This is a genomic window from Arthrobacter sp. SAFR-179, assembly GCF_059414945.1.
The window spans coordinates 1-20120 of sequence record NZ_JBPFDM010000014.1; the positions used below are offsets into that span (position 1 = coordinate 1).

The 20120-nt window shown below is 66.1% G+C and carries 20 protein-coding genes; 10 read left to right on the top strand and 10 right to left on the bottom strand.

Annotated features, from left to right (window positions below; genetic code table 11):
* Positions 1–182 precede the first annotated feature (182 nt).
* Positions 183–2294, bottom strand: coding sequence for a phenylacetic acid degradation bifunctional protein PaaZ (gene paaZ / locus ACR65K_RS18375; protein ID WP_440154436.1), 2112 nt, complete (start codon positions 2292–2294; stop codon positions 183–185).
* A 143-nt stretch (positions 2295–2437) separates the two neighbouring features.
* Between paaZ and ACR65K_RS18380 the strand changes: the two genes are divergently transcribed.
* Entirely contained in the window at positions 2438–2881 is a 444-nt protein-coding gene (locus ACR65K_RS18380; RefSeq protein WP_440154437.1) for a PaaI family thioesterase, read from the top strand.
* Between the two features lie 101 nt (positions 2882–2982).
* Complete coding sequence (locus tag ACR65K_RS18385) at positions 2983–3690, top strand: DUF4397 domain-containing protein (RefSeq protein WP_056328841.1); 708 nt, start codon at positions 2983–2985, stop codon at positions 3688–3690.
* A 76-nt stretch (positions 3691–3766) separates the two neighbouring features.
* Here ACR65K_RS18385 and ACR65K_RS18390 read toward each other — a convergent pair whose 3' ends face one another.
* Positions 3767–6016, bottom strand: coding sequence for a S1 family peptidase (locus ACR65K_RS18390; protein WP_440154438.1), 2250 nt, complete (start codon positions 6014–6016; stop codon positions 3767–3769).
* Complete coding sequence (locus tag ACR65K_RS18395; RefSeq protein WP_440154439.1) at positions 6013–6720, bottom strand: tyrosine-protein phosphatase; 708 nt, start codon at positions 6718–6720, stop codon at positions 6013–6015. Before ACR65K_RS18395 ends, ACR65K_RS18390 begins: the two co-directional genes overlap by 4 nt.
* Before the next feature lie 169 nt (positions 6721–6889).
* Here ACR65K_RS18395 and ACR65K_RS18400 point away from each other — a divergent pair, with 169 nt between their 5' ends.
* Positions 6890–7795 (top strand): SGNH/GDSL hydrolase family protein, encoded by a 906-nt coding sequence (locus ACR65K_RS18400; RefSeq protein ID WP_440154440.1) that lies wholly within the window; start codon positions 6890–6892, stop codon positions 7793–7795.
* A gap of 10 nt (positions 7796–7805) precedes the next feature.
* On the opposite strand, the gene ACR65K_RS18405 is transcribed toward ACR65K_RS18400, so the two are convergent.
* On the bottom strand, positions 7806–8414 hold the full coding sequence (locus tag ACR65K_RS18405) for a GNAT family N-acetyltransferase (RefSeq protein ID WP_440154441.1): 609 nt from the start codon (positions 8412–8414) through the stop codon (positions 7806–7808).
* A 73-nt stretch (positions 8415–8487) separates the two neighbouring features.
* On the opposite strand from ACR65K_RS18405, the gene ACR65K_RS18410 reads away from it, so the two are divergent.
* Positions 8488–8721 (top strand): DUF6480 family protein, encoded by a 234-nt coding sequence (locus tag ACR65K_RS18410; protein ID WP_440154442.1) that lies wholly within the window; start codon positions 8488–8490, stop codon positions 8719–8721.
* A gap of 9 nt (positions 8722–8730) precedes the next feature.
* On the opposite strand, the gene ACR65K_RS18415 is transcribed toward ACR65K_RS18410, so the two are convergent.
* The 4 genes from ACR65K_RS18415 to ACR65K_RS18430 form a co-directional block, all read right to left on the bottom strand.
* On the bottom strand, positions 8731–9603 hold the full coding sequence (locus ACR65K_RS18415; RefSeq protein WP_440154443.1) for a 3-hydroxyacyl-CoA dehydrogenase family protein: 873 nt from the start codon (positions 9601–9603) through the stop codon (positions 8731–8733).
* A 3-nt stretch (positions 9604–9606) separates the two neighbouring features.
* Positions 9607–10416, bottom strand: a complete 810-nt coding sequence (locus ACR65K_RS18420; RefSeq protein WP_440154444.1) for an enoyl-CoA hydratase/isomerase family protein — start codon at positions 10414–10416, stop codon at positions 9607–9609.
* The gene (locus ACR65K_RS18425) at positions 10416–11642 is read right to left on the bottom strand and encodes a thiolase family protein (protein WP_440154445.1); all 1227 of its coding nucleotides are present in this window, start codon (positions 11640–11642) and stop codon (positions 10416–10418) included. Before ACR65K_RS18425 ends, ACR65K_RS18420 begins: the two co-directional genes overlap by 1 nt.
* Positions 11643–11760: 118 nt before the next feature.
* Positions 11761–12435: a pentapeptide repeat-containing protein gene (locus tag ACR65K_RS18430; RefSeq protein WP_440154446.1), complete on the bottom strand. Its 675-nt coding sequence runs from the start codon at positions 12433–12435 to the stop codon at positions 11761–11763.
* A 128-nt stretch (positions 12436–12563) separates the two neighbouring features.
* Between ACR65K_RS18430 and ACR65K_RS18435 the strand changes: the two genes are divergently transcribed.
* Positions 12564–12740, top strand: a complete 177-nt coding sequence (locus tag ACR65K_RS18435; protein WP_056328815.1) for a CsbD family protein — start codon at positions 12564–12566, stop codon at positions 12738–12740.
* A gap of 159 nt (positions 12741–12899) precedes the next feature.
* Here the strand turns inward: ACR65K_RS18435 and ACR65K_RS18440 are convergent, their stop codons facing one another.
* Positions 12900–13970: a DNA polymerase IV gene (locus ACR65K_RS18440; RefSeq protein ID WP_440154447.1), complete on the bottom strand. Its 1071-nt coding sequence runs from the start codon at positions 13968–13970 to the stop codon at positions 12900–12902.
* A gap of 108 nt (positions 13971–14078) precedes the next feature.
* Here ACR65K_RS18440 and ACR65K_RS18445 point away from each other — a divergent pair, with 108 nt between their 5' ends.
* A complete protein-coding gene (locus ACR65K_RS18445; protein ID WP_440154448.1) occupies positions 14079–14837 on the top strand; it encodes a dienelactone hydrolase family protein in 759 nt (252 codons plus the stop codon).
* Positions 14838–14956: 119 nt separating this feature from the next.
* Here the strand turns inward: ACR65K_RS18445 and ACR65K_RS18450 are convergent, their stop codons facing one another.
* On the bottom strand, positions 14957–16420 hold the full coding sequence (locus ACR65K_RS18450) for an amino acid permease (RefSeq protein ID WP_440154449.1): 1464 nt from the start codon (positions 16418–16420) through the stop codon (positions 14957–14959).
* Between the two features lie 206 nt (positions 16421–16626).
* On the opposite strand from ACR65K_RS18450, the gene ACR65K_RS18455 reads away from it, so the two are divergent.
* The 4 genes from ACR65K_RS18455 to ACR65K_RS18470 are packed head-to-tail and all read left to right on the top strand — an operon-like array spanning position 16627 to position 20065.
* Positions 16627–17388, top strand: coding sequence for a CPBP family intramembrane glutamic endopeptidase (locus ACR65K_RS18455; protein ID WP_440154450.1), 762 nt, complete (start codon positions 16627–16629; stop codon positions 17386–17388).
* 56 nt (positions 17389–17444) lie between these two features.
* Entirely contained in the window at positions 17445–17885 is a 441-nt protein-coding gene (locus ACR65K_RS18460) for a VOC family protein (RefSeq protein WP_056328799.1), read from the top strand.
* A 22-nt stretch (positions 17886–17907) separates the two neighbouring features.
* A complete protein-coding gene (locus ACR65K_RS18465; protein WP_440154451.1) occupies positions 17908–18861 on the top strand; it encodes a 1,4-dihydroxy-2-naphthoyl-CoA synthase in 954 nt (317 codons plus the stop codon).
* A 13-nt stretch (positions 18862–18874) separates the two neighbouring features.
* Positions 18875–20065 (top strand): AMP-binding protein, encoded by a 1191-nt coding sequence (locus ACR65K_RS18470; protein ID WP_440154452.1) that lies wholly within the window; start codon positions 18875–18877, stop codon positions 20063–20065.
* Positions 20066–20120 lie beyond the last annotated feature (55 nt).

Sequence of the window (20120 nt, forward strand, 5' to 3'; positions counted from 1 at the left end):
CACCGGAATCAACCTCCCCGCAGCGAAAACAGCCAAACAGCCGACCCAATGACTCCACACAGCTTGACAATCTGCGGCCCGCTCACCTTTGACACCCAAAGCGCAAACGCCCGCTCACTTTCGAGAGGAAAGTGAGCGGGCGTTGATCAAAAAAGTGCCAGACCTGAGTGGGCGTTGGGAGGCTACTTCTCCACGAGGGTGAGGACGTCGTAGGTGGCCACGATCTCGTCGTTCTGGTTGGTGAGCACGGCGTCCCAGGCAACCTCGCCGTATTCGTCGGTTTCGCGCGGCGTGATCTTCTTGGCTGTCAGGGTCACGCGGATGGAGTCCCCTGCGGCGACGGGCGTGATGAAGCGCAGATTCTCCAGCCCATAGTTGGCCAGGACGGGGCCCGGCGCCGGCTCCACGAACAGTCCGGCGCCCCAGGCGAGCAGGAGGTAGCCGTGGGCCACGATGCCCGGGAAGAACGGGTTGGCTTCGGCGGCCTCCTGGTTGGTGTGGGCGTAGAACGTGTCACCGGTGGAGTTGGCGAAAGCCGTGATGTCCTCCAGGGTGACCTGGCGCAGGTCGGACCGGACGGCGTCGCCAATCCGCAGCGTTGCCAGCGGCTTCCGGAACGGGTGCGTCCCTTCGGTCTCCACCGTGAAGTTCCGGTCAGCGCCGGTGTGCCACACGCCGGTGACGGCCGTGAGCATGTTGGGGGAACCCTGGATGGCGGTGCGCTGCATGTGGTGCATCACCGACCGGATGCCGCCCAGTTCCTCGCCGCCGCCCGCGCGGCCCGGACCGCCGTGGACCAGATGCGGCACCGGTGAACCGTGGCCGGTGGAGCTGCGGGCATCCTCGCGGTTGAGCATCAGGACGCGGCCGTGGTGGGCGGCGATGCCGGTAACCAGTTCCCGGGCCACGTCCGGATCGTTGGTGCACACGGAGGCCACCAGGGAGCCGCTGCCGCGGGCGGCGAGGCGGACGGCATCGGCGATGTCCTTGTAGCCGATCACGGACGAAACGGGCCCGAAAGCCTCCAGCGAGTGGACTTCCTCCGCCTCGGGGTCCTGCCAGTTCAACAGGACCGGTGCCATGAACGCCCCGCCTTCCACCACCCCGGTGGTCCCGTCGGCGGAGGTGACCGACGGCGAATCGAGGGTTCCGTACGCAAGCTCGCCGCCGGCGTCGAGCATGGACTGCACGGCCGCGCGCACGTCGTTGAGCTGTTCCACTGAGGCGAGTGCACCCATGGTGACGCCGTCGGCGCGGGGGTCCCCGAGGACGATGCGTTCGGTGATGCGTCTGCCGATGGCCGCCGAGACGGGGCCAACCAGCTCCTGGGGCACGATGGCGCGGCGGATGGCCGTGCACTTCTGTCCTGCCTTGGCCGTCATTTCGGTGACCACGGACTTGACGAAGGCGTCGAATTCAGGGGTGCCCTCCACGGCGTCCGGGCCAAGGATCGCGGCGTTGAGGGAGTCGGTTTCGGAGGTAAAGCGGACACCGCCCTGGACCACGTTCGGGTGGGACTTCAGGGACAGCGCGGTGGAGGCTGATCCGGTGAACGCCACCAGGTCCCGGTAGTCCAGGACGTCCAGCAGCCCGCGGACCGAACCGGAGACCAGCTGCAGCGAGCCCTTGGGCAGGATGTTTGATTCGACAATGGCCTTGACCACGGCGGCAGCCACGTAGCCGGTGGGGGTGGCGGGCTTGACGATGGTGGGCACGCCGGCGATGAAGGCCGGGGCGAATTTCTCCAGCATGCCCCAGACCGGAAAGTTGAACGCATTGATCTGGACGGCAACGCCGGGGATGCGGGTATAGATGTGTTCGCCGGCGAACGAGCCGTCCTTGGACAGCACCTCCATGGGCCCGTCCACCACCACCTGGGAGTTGGGGAGTTCCCGCCGGCCCTTGGAGCCGAAGGTGAAGAGGACGCCGATCCCGCCGTCGATGTCGATCATGGAATCCACCTTGGTGGCGCCGGTCTGGGCCGAGAAGGTGTAGAAGTGCTCGCGCCGGGCGTTCAGGTACTGCGCCAGTTCCTTGAGCTTGAGGGCCCGCTGGTGGAAGGTCAGCTTGCCCAGCTCAGCCTGGCCGGTGGTGCGTCCGTAGTCCACGACGGCGGCCAGGTCCAGCCCCTCCGTGCTCACCTTCGCCAGGACTTCCCCGGTGCTCGCATCACGGACGGGGACTGCCGAAGCCGACGAGCCGGCGTCGGGCGTCCACCATGCATCCATGATGAAGCTGGGCACTGTCTCCACGGTGTCGACCGTGGCCTGGGGAGCTGTGGCTGTGGTGGTCATCGTTGACGGTCCTTCCAACAAGGGGGCAGGCAAACACGACAGGTCATTACTGACCGTCCGTTCGGTAATATATTCACCATACATGAAGTGCCGTGCCGCAGACTAGAAGGCCGGGACTAATTCGGCCACCCAAAGGAGAACGTATGAGCACCCCATCCCCCATGGAAGCTGCGGAACACCAGCCTTCCGCGCACGAGCTGTGGAAGATCACGCTGGGCGAACTGGACGAAAAAATGGGCGTGAAGATCCTGGAGGAATCCGTGGAGCGCGTGGTGGCCACCATGCCGGTGGAGGGCAACCGGCAGTCGTTCGGACTGCTGCACGGCGGCGCCTCCCTTGCCGTGGGCGAGGCCGTCGGGTCCTGGGCCGCCGTCATCCACGCCAGCACCATGGGCAAGACGGCGGTGGGCGTGGACGTTTCCGCCACCCACCACCGCTCCGCCCGGGAGGGCCAGATCACCATCACGGCCACCCCCATCCACCTGGGCGGCACCCTGGCCACACACGAGGTGCTGATCACCAACGAGGCGGGCCAGCGGCTCTGCACCCTGCGCATCACCAACCTGCTGATGAAGCGAAAAAACTGACACCAAAAATCCGGGTACTGCATCCAAACGTGATGTTCCGGCGGTAGTAAGCGCGTAAGCATGAAACAGCCCGTCCCCGGGCATCCTTCAAGGAGTTCGAAATGCGCAAAATAACCGTCGCCGCTGGAGCACTTTCACTTGCCGCATCACTGGCCTTCGCTGCCCCCGCGCAGGCGGACAGCCGGCATCATGATGACGAACCCGCCCTTCTGTCCGTCCTGCATGGCGTGCCCGGCCTCACCGTGGATGTGTGGGTGAACGGCGATCTCACCCTGGACAACTTCACGCCCGGCACTTTGGCCGGGCCGCTGGAACTGGCGGCCGGGGACTACCAGATCGCCATCACGGGGGCGGATGCCACAAGCGCGGAGGACCCGGTGATCGGGCCGGTGCACGTTGAACTCGACGAGGGCGGCAACTACACCGCAGTGGCGCATCTTGACGCCGATGGCACCCCCACCGCGTCGCTCTTCACCAACGACACCAAGGCGCCCCGGAATGAGAAGAAGGGCAAGCTGACCGTCCGGCACGTAGCCGCTGCTCCCGCCGTCGACGTCCTGGCCGGCGGGTCGGCCGTGATTGAGGGACTCAGCAACCCGGACGAGGCAATCCTGAAGCTTAGGGCCGGGACCATCTCAGCGTCCGTCGCGGCAGCAGGGACCACCGACCCCGTCATTGGGCCTGCGGACATCACGGTCGAAGGCGGGAAGAACACCATCGTCTACGCGTGGGGCAGCCTGGCCGACGGCACCCTGGACGTCGCCGTCCAGGTGGTTGACGGCAAGGACAGGTGCGACGACGACCACTGACGGGCGTCCTGCCTGCGGGCCACGAATGAGCGCCACCCGGGGCGGGGCTGCGAGATGGCCGCCCCGCCCCCGGTGGCTACCTGGCAGACTGCCGGTTCCGGCGGCGCACCAGGACCATCAGGAGGACCCCGACGGCGAGCGCTGCGGCTGCGGCGATCGCGGCGGTGACCAACCCCGACGATCCGGTGTAGGCCAGGTCGCCGGCACCAGCGGAATCATTGCTGTTTCCCCCTGTATTGGCCAGATCCGCCGGGGGCGTGACAGTCGGCGGCATGGTGGGGGCCGGGGTGCTGGCCGGGGTACTTGACGGCGGGGTCACGACGACGGGAGTTTCGGCAGGCGGCGAAGGTGGCGTGTCCGTGGGGGCCGGGGTGGTTGGGGCCGGAGTGGTTGGGGCCGGGGCTGATGGCGTCGGAGTAGCCGGCGGCCCGGTGGGGGCCGGCGGAGCAGGTGGCTGGGCTGCGGCCGGGGCAAACTCAAAGTTGCCGGCACCCGATCTGCTGAACCCATTGACCGTCTCAGCCGTAAAGTGGAGCGTGTCCGTATCCTGCGGAGCGGTGAAGCTCCAGTTTCCGGCTGCATCCACGGGCACATCGAACGAGTCCTTCCCCTGGACCGTGATCCGGACACTGGAACCGGCAGCAACGGCTGAGGCCGGTGCCGCAGGAACCTGGCCGCTGATGGTTTGCCCTGGCTGGTAGGTCCCCCCGGGCCCCGGAGCCGTGACGGCAGGCTTGTTGAGGAAGAGTTCCAGTTCGTAGCCCGGCAGCACTTTCAGCGACTCCTCCAGGGTGGCTGCCACGGCAATGTTGTGGACTCCGTCCGAGTCACCGGCGGAATGGGTACCCACGGCGAAGTTTCCGGTGATCCAGGGGCCGCCGGAGTCGCCGCCTGCCGACTGCACATCATAAGAGAGGAATCCGTTGAACGCGCGGATGTCGTTAGGGTCCGTGGGATAGTTGGGGCCGCCAACCAGGAAGATTCCCACCGCACTGATGTGGCCGCAGGACCACCCCGTCCTCCATCCGGAACGGCAGACGGGCATGCCGGGCACCGGGGACTCGGTTCCGATGATCTTGACGTCCGGGCCTGGCTGCGACGGGTCGCCGTAGGTACTGGTGGCCGGCAGCGGATCCAGGCCCTGCTGGATGGTTCCAAGAACGGCGATGTCAGTTCCCACATTGCCCGGATCGGTGATCGCTGTGTAGTCGGGCCCGGTGGGGGTGTTCGGGTCGAGGACCGGGGAGTTTCCGGGACCGCCAAACTGGCTGAACGCGAAGCTGCCCAGGCGGCCCGCCGGCGCTCCCGCGAGCAGCAGGTCAGCTGTCTTGGCAGTACCGTCTTCTGCGCAGTGTCCGGCGGTCAGGACAGCGGGCAGTCCGGCCGGATCAAAGGCAGAGAAGCCCGTCGAACAGGTAAACCCGGTGTCGGACCTGTACCCGACCCCGCCGGGAACGTCCGCCTCCGGCTTGAGGGGGGCGGCGCCGTCGAGCACCACGTTGGTGTACTTGGAGACGAATTCCGCTGGCGAGATCCTGCCCGGCGCGGCGTCCGTGGACGGGGTGCCGGGCAGGCTGGAGGCCGTTCCGGGAGTTCCCTCCTGGGTTGATTGGGCGGATGCGACGCCGCCTGTCCGGATCACGAACCTGCCGCCGGAGGTGACCACCGCCTGCAGCCCCGCCGTACCCACCTCGCGCACGTAGGCGTGGAAGAGCTGCTCTGTGCTGGCCGCCACCTGCGAGCCGGGTGCGGGCGCGGCGGGCTTGGCGGAGGGCGTCTGCTGGGAAGCGGACGACGGCGGCGGGCTGGCTGGCGTGCCGGCAGGTTCCGTTGCCGGCGAGGTGGGATTCGGAGCGGGACCGGCCGGCTCTTCAAGCGAGATGCCGGGGACACTTGCTGCCAACTTCCCGACCGCCGACTCCAGCTCGGGTCCGCTGCCGGTCACGATGATCCTGGTGTCCTGGAACCTGATGCCGGTATAGCCGGGGATGGTGCGCAGTTGTTCCGCCGCAGCCGCTGCCTGGCTGCCCAGCTCCCCGGCCGCGGTGAACTGTTCCGGCGTGAGGCCCAGGTCCCGCAGTATGGCGGCGTCAAGGGATGCCTGGGGAAGGCTGCTGTTCCCGGACGGGCTTGCGGCACTGTCCGCAGGGGCGGTGCTCGTGCGACCTGGCGAAGATGTGGCTGAGGGTTGGGTTGGGGAGCTCTCTGTCGGGTCAGTGAAGGCCCACCCAGGCGCGGCCCCCAAGGCCGAGGCGGCCAAAATTCCTGTAGCCGCCCCCACTGCGAGGCTGCGCTTTCCTTGCCTGAATGCCGTGGCGGTTCTCATCGTGGTTCCTTTGCGTAGGCAGCTCCGGACAGCACCAGGACAGCGTCCAGTTCCGAAGGGCTGAGTCCATTCGCGAGCAGGTAGTTCCGGGTGTCCAGACCGCGGACAAACGCGACCACCGCGAGCCCGCTCTGCTCCAGCAGGGGCGCCAGTTCCGGCTCAGTCAGGTACCGCTCGCGGCTGTGGGGCGGCCCGTGGGTGCGGTACCGCTCATTGATGCCGCGGGCTGCCCGCCGGTAGCCGTCGGCGATGGCATCGTCGGAGTCTCCCGCCAGGTCCTGGATCAGGGCGGCGACGAGTCCACTGCGGTCGCGGCCGGCGGCACAGTGCAGCAGGACCTTCCCCTTCGGAGCCGCCAGGGCGATGCTCCGGAAGACGCCCACCAGCTTTTCCGGGAAAAGACGGGCATTTTCGGCATAATGGGCGGGATCATTCAGGTAGGCGCCGGTGACCGCGGTGAAGCGTGGATCACCGGGCTCCTCCGTGGGTGCCTGCACCACGTCGATTCCTGCCCAGGCAGCGGCCGGCACCACGGGATCGTTGTCCCGGCGCCGCCCCTCCGCAGTGTTGCGAAGGTCCACGACGGTGCGGACGCCGTCGTCGAACACCTGCTTCCAGCCTGTTTCAGTCAGCCACTCACGCCGGCCCATCCGGTATATACCCCCGGAAACGTGCCAGGCGTTGACAGCTCCATCCCAGTCCATGGGCCTGCCAAGTTTGTTCACCCGGACAGCTAACCACACGCCCCGTAATGCCGCACGTCACAAAAAAACGCGGCCGGTAAGGGTACAAAGGCCCCACAGCGTCAATCCACCGGGCAATACTCTTGCAACGCAAGCTACTCAATGTGACTCATGTTCAAAGGGGACCCCAGTGGGAAATGCTCTATTACGACGCCGAATCCCGGCTTTCGCCGCCGGCCTCGCCAGCCTGGTGATGGCGTCGGGCCTTGCGGCCATTCCAGCCGAAGCGGCACCGGCTCCAAAGGTGGACTACGTCGCCCTCGGTGATTCCTATACCGCTGGCATTGGCGCCGGACCCTATGACGAAACTAAAACCTGCATCCAGACCTCCGGCGGCTATGTGGACATTGTGGCTAAGACGGGTCGTGTAAACCTGCTCGTGAACGCCGCTTGCAGCGGTGCGGAGCTCACAGGCGGGCCAACAAGCGTGGCCGCACAGCTCAGTGACCCCGAGACGCTGGCCGCTTTGGCGGATGCCGAACTGGTGAGTTTCACAGCAGGCGCGAACGATTTGGGATTTGCACAGATAATCGGAATCTGCGCGACGTTGAGCCCAACAGATTGCAGAAATGCCGTCACTGCGGCGACCTCAGAGGCGAGCCTGAGTGCGCTCACCCTGGCGTTAGCTGAAACATACAAGGCGATCCAGACAGCCGCACCGCATGCGACGATCGTCGTATTGGGATACCCACAGCTCTTCGACACAACTGACCCGATCATTCCCCTCCCCATCCCCCTGACGAGCCAGGAGCTAATCAACCTCGGAACCCTGGCCATCAACGGGGCGATTAAGGATGCGGTCAACTTCGCGAATGAGAACTACGGCACGAACGCCGTTTACGTTGACCTGACCGACCGGTTCGCCGGGCATGAGGTCAATTCGGGGGATCCTTGGATCTTCTTCGCCGCTTATGTCGATTCAACTGGCACAGTTCAGCTTGATCCGCGAAGCTTCCACCCGAACAAGGCCGGGCACCGGGCCTATGCCTCTGCATTGCTCGCGTCGGTGAGGCTCGGCCAACTCGTGCGACTTTAGGCATGCTGCCTTAGCCGCGCCGGGCCAGCCGGTACTCAAGCCCGGCGCGGACGGCAGGCCATTCGTGGTCCAGGATGGAGAACACCACGGTGTCCCGGAGGTTTCCGTCGCTGGTCCTCGAATGGCTGCGGAGCACGCCGTCCTGTTTGGCGCCGAGCCGGGCAATCGCCTCCCGTGACTGGTGGTTCAGCCAGTGCGTGCGGAACTCAACAGCGGGGCAACCGATCACTTCGAAGGCGTGCCTGAGCAGCAGCAGCTTGGAATCCGGGTTGGTGCCGGTCCCCTGCGCCGACGCCGCATTCCAGGTGGAGCCGATCTCCACGCGCGGGGTTGCGGCGTCGATGTTCATGTAGGTGGTCATGCCGATGATCCGGCCCGGTCCGCCGGTGGCGGCGTCGATCAGCCGGGTGGTGAACGGGAGCATGGTTCCCTGCTCCTGCAGCGAGAGCCGCCGCCGGATCTCCGCCGCCATGGCGTCCGGAGCCGGGACAGAGGTGTACCAAAGCTTCCAGAGCTCGCCGTCGGTGGCGGCGTCCACCAGGCCGTCGTGATGCTCCTCCGCGAGCGGCTCCAGGATTACATGGCGGCCGGTCAGGGTAAGGGGTTCAAGGAAAGTCACTTCCCCAGCCTAGGCCCGCTCACCTGGCGGGTTACGCTGGGGAAGCACCACGACGTCGAGCGAGGGAGTTATTTTGTCAGGAATCAATCCGGATCCCGAGGACGACAAGGTCACCGGCCTTGAGCCTGGCGGCGGGGTTCCGCCGGGCGAAACTCCGCCGGGAGAGGCATCAACCGCGGGCCCGCAGGGTCATGACGAGCATGGCACCAGGAAGGGCACGCAGTTCCTGTGGATTGCCATTATCGGCGTCGTGGTCGTGCTGTGCCTCCTGTACTTCATCGGCTACATTGTGGGTTTCTTCGACTAGCCAACGCTCCTAGCTGGGCCAGTCGAAAAAGCCCTTGCCCGTTTTGCGCCCCAGTTCGCCCCGGGCCACCTTGTCCTTGAGGATCTGCGGCGGCGCGAACCGCTCGCCCAGGGTGGAGTGCAGGTACTCGGCGATGCCCAGGCGGACGTCCAGTCCCACAATGTCCGTAGTCTTCAGGGGCCCGGTGGGGTGCTTGTAGCCCAGGACCATGGCGGCATCGATGTCTTCCGCGGACGCCACGCCTTCCTCCACCATCCGCATGGCCTCAAGTGCAATGGCTACGCCAAGGCGTGATGACGCGAAACCCGGAGCATCATTGACGACAACGGCGGTCTTACCGAGTGCTTCCACCCACTTTTTCGCCGCGGCGGCAAGTTCGGGAGATGTGCGCTCGCCCAGCACCACTTCGATGAGGGTGGAGGCGGGCACGGGGTTGAAGAAGTGCAGGCCCAGGAAGTTCTCCGGCCGCTTCAGTTCGCGGGCCAGCCCGTTGACGGACAGCGACGAGGTGTTGGAGGCGATGAAGGCGTCTTCGGCCAGCCGTTCCTCGATGCCCCGCAGCGCGGAAACTTTCAGGTCCCAGTCTTCCGGGACGGCTTCCACCACCAGCTGGCGGTCCTTGAAGGCGTCATAGTCCACCCCGACGGTCAGCCGGGACACCATCTCATCGAGGTTTGCATCGGTCACACCTCGCTCAATGCTCTTCGCGGCCGCGGACTCCACCCGTTCCCTGGCGGCCTCCGCCGATTGTTCGTCGCGCTCCACCACCAGCACGTCGGCGCCTTTGATCAGGAAGGCGTGGGCAATGCCGGCGCCCATGCGGCCGCCGCCCAGCACGCCGACAGAAGTGGGAAGGTTGGCGGGAACTTCAAGCTTGCTCATGGTCTACTTTCCGTCGGCTGGAATGGTGGAGGCGGCGTTGGCCTTCTTCGCTGCGTTGCGGTCCAGGAATGCCTGCATGCGGTCGAACTTGGCCTGGGACTCGAACAGGATTCCCTGGGCCAGCTGGTCGATGAGCGGATGGGCTTCCGCGGGGGCGTGGAACACGGATTTGGTGATCCGTACCGCCAGGGGGTCCTGGCGTCCGATCCTGCTGGCCAGGCTGTGGGCTGCATCCAAAAGATCTGCGGGATCATGGATTTCAGTGATGAGGTTGGCGGCACGGGCCTCGTCTGCGCCGAGAACCAGTCCAGCCAACAGAATCTGCTTGGCCAGCGGTTCGCCCACGAGTTCCTTGAGCCGCCAGCTGGCACCGGCAGCAGCCAGGATTCCGAGGCCTGTTTCCGGGTTGCCGATGCGTACGTTGGGGGTGCCGATCCGGAAGTCGGCGGCATAGGCCAGTTCGGCGCCCCCGCCCAGGCAGTAGCCGTCCAGCGCAGCGATGACCGGCATGGGCAGTTTGGCGATCCGGACGAAAATGGTGGAGTTGATTCCCTGCAGGGCGTCATCCCGGCGCCGTTCGCGCAGCTGGGCGATGTCGGCGCCGGAGGCGAAGACTCCGTCCACGCCGGCGATGATCAGCACCTTGGGGTTCTGTTCCAAGGCTGCACACACGGTGTGCAGCTCATCCACCATCTGCTGGTCGATGGCGTTCTTCACCTCGGGCCGGTTGAGCAGCACCACCACGCGGTCATCCCGCTCCTCCACCAGCAGGGCGGCGAAGTTTTCCGATGCCAGGTGGACGCCGACCCCCATCAGATCTTCTCCAGCAGCATCGCGGTGCCCTGGCCAACGCCCACGCACATGGTGGCCAGGCCGATCCGGGCATCTTCGCGTTCCATCCGGCCCAGCAGGGTGATGGCAAGCCGTGAGCCGCTGGAACCCAGCGGATGCCCCAGGGCGATCGCTCCGCCGTCGCGGTTGACGATCTCCGGTTCCAGGCCCAGGCGCCGGATGCAGGCCAGGGACTGCGTGGCAAAGGCCTCGTTGAGTTCGACGGCGGACAGGTCACCTACGCTCAGGCCGCTTCGCTTGAGCACTTTCTGGGTGGCAGGAACGGGACCGATGCCCATGATCTCCGGTTCGCAGCCGGCGGAGGCGCCGTCGATGATGCGGGCCCGGGGAGTGAGGCCCAGCCGCTCGATGGCTGCCTCCGAGGCGACAATGATCGCCGAGGCGCCGTCGTTGAGGGACGATGAGTTGCCCGCGGTGACAACTGACCCGCCGTGCGACACGGGCTTGAGTCCCGCCAGAACATCCATGCTGGTGCCGGGGCGGGGGCCTTCGTCGGTGTCCACCACGGTTTCGGACTTGCGGGACTTGACCGTCACGGGAACAATCTCGTCCCTGAAGCGGCCGGCCTGGATGGCGTCCAGGGCCAACTGGTGGGAGCGGACCGCGAAGGCGTCAGCGTCCTCACGGGAGATGCCGTCCACCCTGGCCACTTCCTCGGCCGTTTCAGGCATGGAGTAGGTCATCTTCCCGTCGCGGGACAGTCCGCCGTGCTGGAAATGCGGGTTGGTGAACCGCCAGCCGATCGAGGTGTCGAAAATCTGGCCCGGCTTGGCAAATGCGGCGGTGGGCTTCTCCTGCACCCAGGGTGCGCGGCTCATGGATTCAACGCCGCCGGCGATGACAATGTCCGCGGCACCGGCCTTGATCATGTGGCTGGCCTGGATGATGGCGCTCAAGCCGGAGGCGCAGAGCCGGTTGACGGTGATCCCGGGAATGTGCAGCGGCAGCCCGGCCAGCAGGGTGGCCATCCGGGCAACGTTCCGGTTCTCCTCCCCCGCGCCGTTCGCGTTGCCGAGAATTACCTCGTCAATGCTTTCGGGATCCAGACCTGCGCGTTCCACGGCTTCGCGGACCACCAGGGCCGCAAGATCATCCGGGCGCACGGAGGACAGGGCGCCCCCGTACCTGCCCACGGGCGTTCGGACCCCGCCTACAAGGAAAGCCTGCGGACCTGCGGTTGCAGCCATGGAAACACCCTTCACGCGATAAACAGCACTGTCATCGGCGGCCGGCGCAGTGGGATAACCCACTTACCGACCGTTCGTTCTGTAAATGGTACACGGGAGTCCGTGGGTGCGCGTCCAGTTACAGGACGGTTACCCCCAGGTGCGCGGCCATGAGCGGCGCGAGGAGTCCCAGCTGGTAGTCGTCAATCACCGTGCCGGCCAGGCTCCCCAGTCCGCTGATCCTGCGGAATTCCGTACCCCTGAGGTCGAAGTCCTTCAGCTTGGCTCCGGCCAGGTCCACCGTTCCCACCGTGCAGTCCACCAGTTTCACGCGGGTTGCCACCGCGGCGCCAAGGTCAAGTTCATTGATGATGCAGCCCGTGATCAGCACGTCCGTGAGCTTGGCGCCACGGAGGTTGAGGAAGTCCAGCTTCCCGCCGTCGATCCGGACGGACTGCCAGCCGCTTTCGTACAGTTCCGCGGACCCCAGGCGGGGATTCCGGAACTCCACCTCCTGCCAGGTGCTGCGGGCGCCCCTGAACACCGGCGCATACAGCTCCGCGAGGATACAGTCGCGGAATGAGGCGCCGCGGAGCTGGGTCTCGTTAAAGGACGGGGCATCGAATTCGCATTCGGCGAAGACAGCACCTCCCAGGTCCAGTCCCTCAGCCGCGGGACGGCTGAACCGCGCGTTCTCATGCCTCCCGCCGCGCCGGAACTCGTGTTCCGGATGGTCCTCGAGGTCCTGCAGCCCCACGGGGGAAAGCCGGGGCGGAACCACTTTGGCCGCACCCCTGCCGCGCACTTTATCCATGGCCCGAGCCTAGCGGCGGGCGCCGACAAGGAACAGCGCGGGCAAGCCGGGGACTTGAAATAGTAAGCAGGCTTTGCTTATCGTGAAAGGGCACGGTTGATCGACGGAAACGAAAGGAGGCCGGAACCATGGGCCTCGGAGACAAGATCAGTAACGCGGCAGAGGACCTTGGCGGCAAGGCCAAGGAAGCTGCAGGCAACGTGACCGATAACGACCGTCTGAAGGCAGAAGGCCAGGCCGACCAGGTCAAGGCAGATGCCAAGAAGGTCGGCGAAAATGTCAAGGACGAGTTCAAGCGGGACTAGTTCCTTGCTGGTGCAGCCGTAGCGAACGGCGTGCTGCAGCAGCCCGACGGCGGTGGATCCAGTGGATCCACCGCCGTTTCGCTGTCCGGACATCATCGAGTGCTGAGTACTTGTCGTTTTGAGGCCCCATAACGGCAAGTACTCAGCAATCGATAGGGTTCACCAGCCGCTGCGGGTGGGAGTGTGTCCCTTCCGGGAATCCTCGGGCATGGTCATTTCTGCCCTGAGGCCAAGCAGGCGGACGGGGCGGCCCGGCTCGATTTTCGACACCAGATCGAGCGCCGTCGCCAGGACGACGGCGGGATCCGGCGTCGCTGGGATCTTCCGGCCGAAGGTGGTGGTGCTGAACGGGGCATACCGCACTTTCAGCGTCAGGCCAACCACCGGCCGTCCCTCGGCAGCGACATCCTCCAGTACCCGCGCAGCCAACTCCCTGACGGCGTCGTCAATTTCTGCAGCATCTGTCAGGTCGTGCTGGAAGGTGGTCTCACGGCTGTGGCCCCGCGCCACCCACGGGGTATCGTCGACCACCCGGGCACCATCACCCCGCCCAAGCTGGGCGTACCAGGGACCCATTTTGGGGCCGAACTCCGGGACAAGGTCATTGGGGTCCACAGCTGCGAGGGCAGCAACGCTCTTGATGCCCAGGCTGGCCAAGCGCTGCGATACCTTGGTTCCCACGCCCCACAGGTCAATCGTGGGCCGGTCACCCATCACGTCGAGCCAATTGCCTTTCGTAAGCCGGAATATGCCGGCAGGCTTGCCGAACCCGGTGGCAACCTTGGCGCGGACCAGGGTGTCGCCGATGCCGATGCTGCAATGGAGCCGCGTTTCCGCCAGGACGGCCTGCTGGAGTTGCCGGGCCCAGGCCTCCGGATCCGTTGACTCGATGCCAACGAATGCCTCGTCCCAGCCGAGCACCTGAACGGTGGCTCCGGCCTGCGAGCGCAGCACGGCCATGACCTTCTCAGATGCCTCCAGGTACGCCTCCTGGTCCACGGGCAGGATGACCGCGTCCGGCACTTTCCGCGCGGCGATGCGCAGCGGCATTCCCGAGCCCACGCCGTAGGCCCTGGCCTCATAGGAGGCAGTGGACACCACTGCCCGTTCGGCGGGATCACCACGGCCGCCCACGATCACCGGCCTGCCCGCGAGCTCAGGCCGGCGGAGCACCTCGACGGCAGCGATGAACTGGTCCAGGTCCACATGCAGCACCCATGGTTCGCTCACATGCCCCAGTCTGCCCCGGGCCGGCGGCGCAGGCCACCTTTTCCACAACCTTCAGGGCTGGAACGCCAAAGGCGGGACTTCCACGGGGCGTGCGGTTAACCTTGGCCGATGACCATCGTTGACCTGGGCGCCGAAAGCGCCGCCGCGGGCGGCTCCCCCCGACTGCGCGCCTACCTGGCCGTACCTGACGGGCCGGGCCCTTTCCCCGCCGTCGTCATGATCCACGAGGTGTTCGGCCTTGATGACCAGACCCGCCGGCACGCGGACCGGCTGGCCCGGGCCGGCTACCTCACCCTGGCACTGGACCTGTTCAGCGACGGCGGCCGGCGGCACTGCCTGGTGGGAACCATGCGTGCCATGGCAGCCCGCACGGGCCGGCCCTTCATTGACATCGCCACGGCGCGAAAATGGCTTGCGGACTCTGAACTGGGCAACGGCAGGACCGGGGTGATCGGCTTCTGCATGGGCGGCGGGTTCGCCCTGCTGGTGGCACGGGACGGGTTCGACGCCGCCTCCGTCAACTACGGGCGGCTTCCGGGCAAGCAGCAGGAGGACCTGGAGGAAGCGCTGCGCGGAGCCTGTCCCATCGTGGCCAACTACGGCAGTGCCGACAAGTCCCTGAAGGGGGCCGCCGCCCGGCTCGAAACAGCGTTGGACCAGCTGGGCATCGAGCACAGCGTCAAGGAATTCCCTGCGGCGGGCCATTCCTTCCTGAACGATGAAGAGCTGGGTCCTGCACTCCTCCGGCCGCTGATGCGGGTCATGGGCGTGGGCCCGGACCCGGATTCTTCGCCCGAAGCGTGGCGGCGCATCGAGGACCACTTCGCCACGTACCTGAAGGGCCAATCTCCATCGATTGCTCCGTAGCTGCCCTTTAGAGCGCCCAAAACGGCAGCTACGGAGCAATCGATGGAAAACGCCGACGGCGGGCCGCCCACCAAAGGGGGCGTCCCGCCGTCGACCTTTGTTCCCGGGGGAACGCCAAGCTAGCTGAAGAGCTCGCTCTTGGGCTGGTTGTTCTTGACTTTCTGCCAGCCCAGCCACAGGACCACCGCAAAGAACGGAATGGTGCCAAGGGTCCACAGGCCCAGGTAGAACACCTCGCCGGTCTTGCTGGTCATGGTGTCAAAGCCGATCAGGACCGTGATGGCCAGCAGCCCCACCAGACCGGCCCAGCTGGTCCACGGCGAACCGGGCATCGCCAGGCCGGAGGTGACACCCTTGCGCCGGCGCAGCACGATCTGGCTGGCAAAGATGGAACCCCAGCAGAAGATCACGCCGATCGAGGCGGTGTTCAGGGCGAGGTCGAACGCGTGCGAGCCGCCCAGCCAGATGTTCAGCATGATGCCCACCAGGTAGAACGCCGCGATGGCGAGGATGGCCGCGTACGGAACGTGCCGCTTGGACATCTTGGTGAGCCACTGGGGAGCGTGGCCATTGTTGGCCATGGTGCGGAACACGCGGCCGATGGAGTACAGGCCGGAGTTGCAGGAGGACAGTGCGGCGGTGATAACGATCATGTTCATCACGTCGCCCACCCAGCCGAGGCCCATCTGGCCAAACACGGTGACGAACGGGGACGTGCCGGCCTTGTACTGGTCGGACGGCAGCAGCATGGCCAGCAGGGTCACCGAACCGACGTAGAACACCACAATGCGGAGTACGACGGCGCGGATCGCCTTGGGCACTTCACGTTCCGGGTTCTGCATCTCGCCGGCGGTGATGCCCACCAGTTCGATGCCGTTGTAGGCGAAAATCACGGCGTTCAGGACCAGGACCATCACCAGGGCGCCCTTGGGGAACATTCCACCCTCAGCGGCGAAGAGGTTGGCCACCGATGCGTGACCATCGCCCACCTGGGCGTTGGTGACCACCATGAAGGTGCCCACGGCCAGGAAGATCAGGATGGCGCCCACCTTGAGGCAGGAGGCCCAGAATTCGAACTCGCCGAACGCCTTGACGCTGAGCAGGTTGACGGCAACCAGCAGGACCAGGGCTGCGATGGCTGAGGCTTCCACCGGGACGTTGGGGAAGAAGAACTGGAAGTAGAGGCCGATCGCGATCAGTTCGGCGATACCGGTCATGCCCCAGTTGATGAAGTACATCCAGCCGGAGAGGTAGGCGCCCTTCTTTCCGAACATCTCGCCGGAGTAGCTGACGAACGAGCCGGAGGTCTGGCGGTACATGATGAGTTCGCCCAGGGCCCGCATGAGCAGGTAGGCGATCACGCCGGCGATGGCGTAGGAGAAGATCAGGGCGGGGCCGGTGGAGGCGAGGCGGCCGCCGGCTCCCATGAAGAGGCCGACGCCGATGGCGCCGCCCATGGCGATCATGGTTACGTGGCGCCTGCCCAGCGTCTTGCTGTAGCCCTCGGCGCTGAGGGTGGGGTCGGCGACGGCGGTGGATGGTGCCGTGCTGTTCTTGAGGTCTGTGGGGGTACTTTGAGGCACAACTGTTCCTTGTGGGTTGGGGGTTGGCCGCATCCGGACTTCGTATGATCGAGCTCACAAAATTCGGCTTTAAGGTCTTTGCACCTGCAAATGTGAGCGCGGATCCTCGAACTGCCGAAGCTTCACGCGGCCTGACCATCTTACAAGACGGTGCGGGGTGGTACGTGACGCGCACTACACGCCCCCGGCGGCGATAGGCTGGCGGAATGGCAACAGTCCACCGCTTACCGCCCGCTCCGCAACCGCAGCTGTACCGTTTTTCCCGCCTGGACGTGGCCACCCTGTTCCTCTACGTTGCCATCGCCGGGTTCTTTGCAGCTGCCGGCGACCTGCTGGCCCCGTTCCTCCGGCAAATTGCCCCGTCGCCTGCCGCCGCATCGTATGCCATGAACCTGTTGTTCTATGCCTCGGTGGGAATACTGGCGCTGCTGGCGGCCCGCAAGGTTGTGGTCCGCGATCTCAGGGTGCTGGCCACCCGGCCCTGGTTTACGCTGCTGATGGTGCCGGCAGCCGTGATCGCCATGATGATCCTTACCGCTGTTGTGGTGGCGGCGAACGGGCAGGTGGAGACCTCCGCAAACCAGGCGGGACTGCAGGCACTCATGCAGCAGGTCCCCGCGTGGCTCATGGTTCCGCTGCTGGTGGTGGTGGGCCCGTTTGTGGAGGAATACATCTTCCGCCACCTGCTGATCGGCAAGCTCAGCCGACGCCTCAACATCTGGATCTGCTGCGCCCTGTCCGTGGTGCTGTTCGCAGCGCTTCATATCGTGGGACAGGAAGCGGTCACCCTTACCGCCCTGCTCCCCTACCTGGCCATGGGTGCCACGCTGGTGTTCGTTTACATGTGGACCGGGAAGAATCTGATGTTCTCCTACTTCGTCCACGCCGCCAAGAACCTGCTGGCAGTGATCCTGGTCTACGCCATCCCGCCGGAACTGTTTGAGCAGATGCAGAACATCCAGGCATAGGCTTTCCCTCTTCGCAGCATCTTCCGTATCTCCCCGGCCGCCTTTACCGTGGACGGATGGGACTGAATATCCAGATAGTCATCGATTCCGCCAGCCCTCACGAACTCGCTGATTGGTGGGCGGAAACCCTGCAGTGGGCAGTGGAACCCCAGGACGCCGCGTTCATCCGGTCCATGATCGACCAGGGCTTCGCCACGGAGGACCAGACCATGCTGCACCGCGGCAACCTGGTGTGGAAGGACGGCGCCGCCATCCGGCCGCCTGAGGAAATCGAGGCCAAGGCACCCGCCCAGCGCATGCTGTTCCAGACGGCTCCCGAGGGAAAAACGGTGAAGAACCGGGTGCACTGGGACGTCAGGCTGGACGGCCGGGACAAGGACGAGGTTCGGCGCGAGCTCGAGGCCCGCGGCGCCTCCTTCCTCTGGTCCGCGCGCCAGGGCCCGCATTCCTGGCACACCATGGCGGACCCCGAGGGCAACGAGTTCTGCATCAGCTGACGCCGATTACTAGACTTGGACGGTGAGCAACCAGATCCCCGCCCCGGTGTCCGACGTCTTCGATCCCACGCGCTGGCGGGTGGTCTCCGGCTTCGAGGACTTCCAGGACATGACCTACCACCGGCAAGTGGAGCGGGATTCCGACGGCGGCTGGGTAGGCGACCTGCCCACGGTCCGCATCGCATTCAACCGGCCAGAGGTCCGCAACGCGTTCCGGCCGGGCACCGTGGATGAGCTCTACCGCGCCATGGACCACGCCCGGATGACGCCCGACGTCGCCACCGTGCTGCTGACCGGCAACGGCCCCTCCCCCAAGGACGGCGGCCACTCCTTCTGCTCCGGCGGCGACCAGCGGATCCGGGGCCGGGACGGCTACCGGTATGCCGACGGCGAGACGCAGGAAACCATCGATCCCGCCCGCGCCGGCAGGCTGCACATCCTGGAAGTCCAGCGGCTCATGCGCACCATGCCCAAGGTGGTCATCGCCGTCGTCAACGGCTGGGCAGCAGGCGGCGGGCACTCCCTGCACGTCGTCGCTGACCTCACCATCGCGTCCCGGCAGCACGGCAGGTTCAAGCAAACGGATGCCACGGTGGGAAGTTTCGACGCCGGCTACGGGTCGGCGCTGCTGGCCCGGCAGGTGGGGCAGAAGGCCGCCCGGGAGATTTTCTTCCTGGCCCGCGAATATTCCGCCGAGGACATGGTTCGGATGGGTGCCGTGAACGAGGCGGTGGACCACCAGCGGCTGGAGGAAGTTGCCCTGGAGTACGCCGCGGACATCGCCCGCCAGTCCCCGCAGGCCATCCGCATGCTGAAGTTCGCCTTCAACCTCGCGGACGATGGCCTGGCCGGCCAGCAGGTGTTCGCCGGTGAGGCGACCCGCCTGGCATATATGACGGACGAGGCCGTGGAGGGCAAGGAGGCCTTCCTGCAAAAACGCGACCCCGACTGGTCACGCTTCCCGCACTACTTCTAAGGCAGGACAGCACATGAACAGCGAAACTTCCCCTGACCAGGCCCCGGGCGGGCCCCTCAACATCGAACCCGCCCTGAAGGCCCTCGCGGCCGCCCTCCATGGCGAGGGCCCCGCCGTCGAACTGTCCGTCGGCCCCGGCGGCAGCCTCGTGGTGGGACACGTGGAAACGCCGGGCTGCGACGACGCCGTGGCCGTCGTCCGCACCTCAGGTTCCACCGGAACGCCCAAGGCGACCGTGCTGACCGTGGAATCCCTGGCGGCCTCCTCCATGGCCACGGCCCTGCGGCTCAAGGGCGAGGGCCAGTGGCTGCTGGCGCTGCCCGTCCAGTTCGTTGCCGGCATCCAGGTGCTGGTGCGGTCCCTGTTCGCCGGCACCCGGCCCTGGGTCATGGACATGTCCGGCGGCTTCACCCCGGAGGCCTTCACCGCCGCCGCGCTGGAACTGACGGACAAGATCAGGTTCACGTCCCTGGTTCCCACCCAGCTGCAGCGGCTCCTGGACGATCCCTCGCCGGACACGCTCGCCGTACTCCGCCGCTTCAACGCCATCCTGCTGGGTGGCGCTCCCACCCCGCCGGCCCTTCTGGCAGCTGCCCGGGACGCCGGGGTCCGGGTGGTGACCACCTACGGTTCGGCCGAAACCTCCGGCGGCTGCGTGTACGACGGCTACCCACTGGAGGGCGTCTCGGTCCGGGTGGCCGAGGACGGCAGGATCCTGCTCGGCGGGGACACGGTGGCCGCCGGCTACATCGAGGCACCGGACGAGGAAACCGGAACCTTCTTCGAGGAGGACGGCGTGCGCTGGTACCGCACCAGCGACCTGGGTGTTATTGACGACGACGGCCGGCTCACCGTGCTGGGCAGGGCGGACGACGTCATCATCACCGGCGGAGTCAAGGTCTCCGCCGGACACGTCCAGGAGCAGTTGGAAAAGTCCGACGCCGTCGCCGCGGCTTTCGTGGCCGGTGTGCCATCCGCGGAATGGGGCCAGGCCGTGGCGGCCTTTGTGGCCCTTGCCGGGGAAGGTGCCCGGCAGGACGCCGGGGACACCGCCGTCGTGCTCCAGCAACAGTGGCAGCAGCAACTGGGGGTTCTGGCACCCAAAACCGTCCTCACCGCACCGGCCCTGCCGATGCTGCCCAACGGCAAACCGGACCGGCTCGCCATGACCGCCGAACTCAGCGCCCTGCACGGGGGAAAGTAGAGTTGGACCTGCACCACCGCGGCGGGTGCGCACGTTCCATCCTGCCGTCTTACCG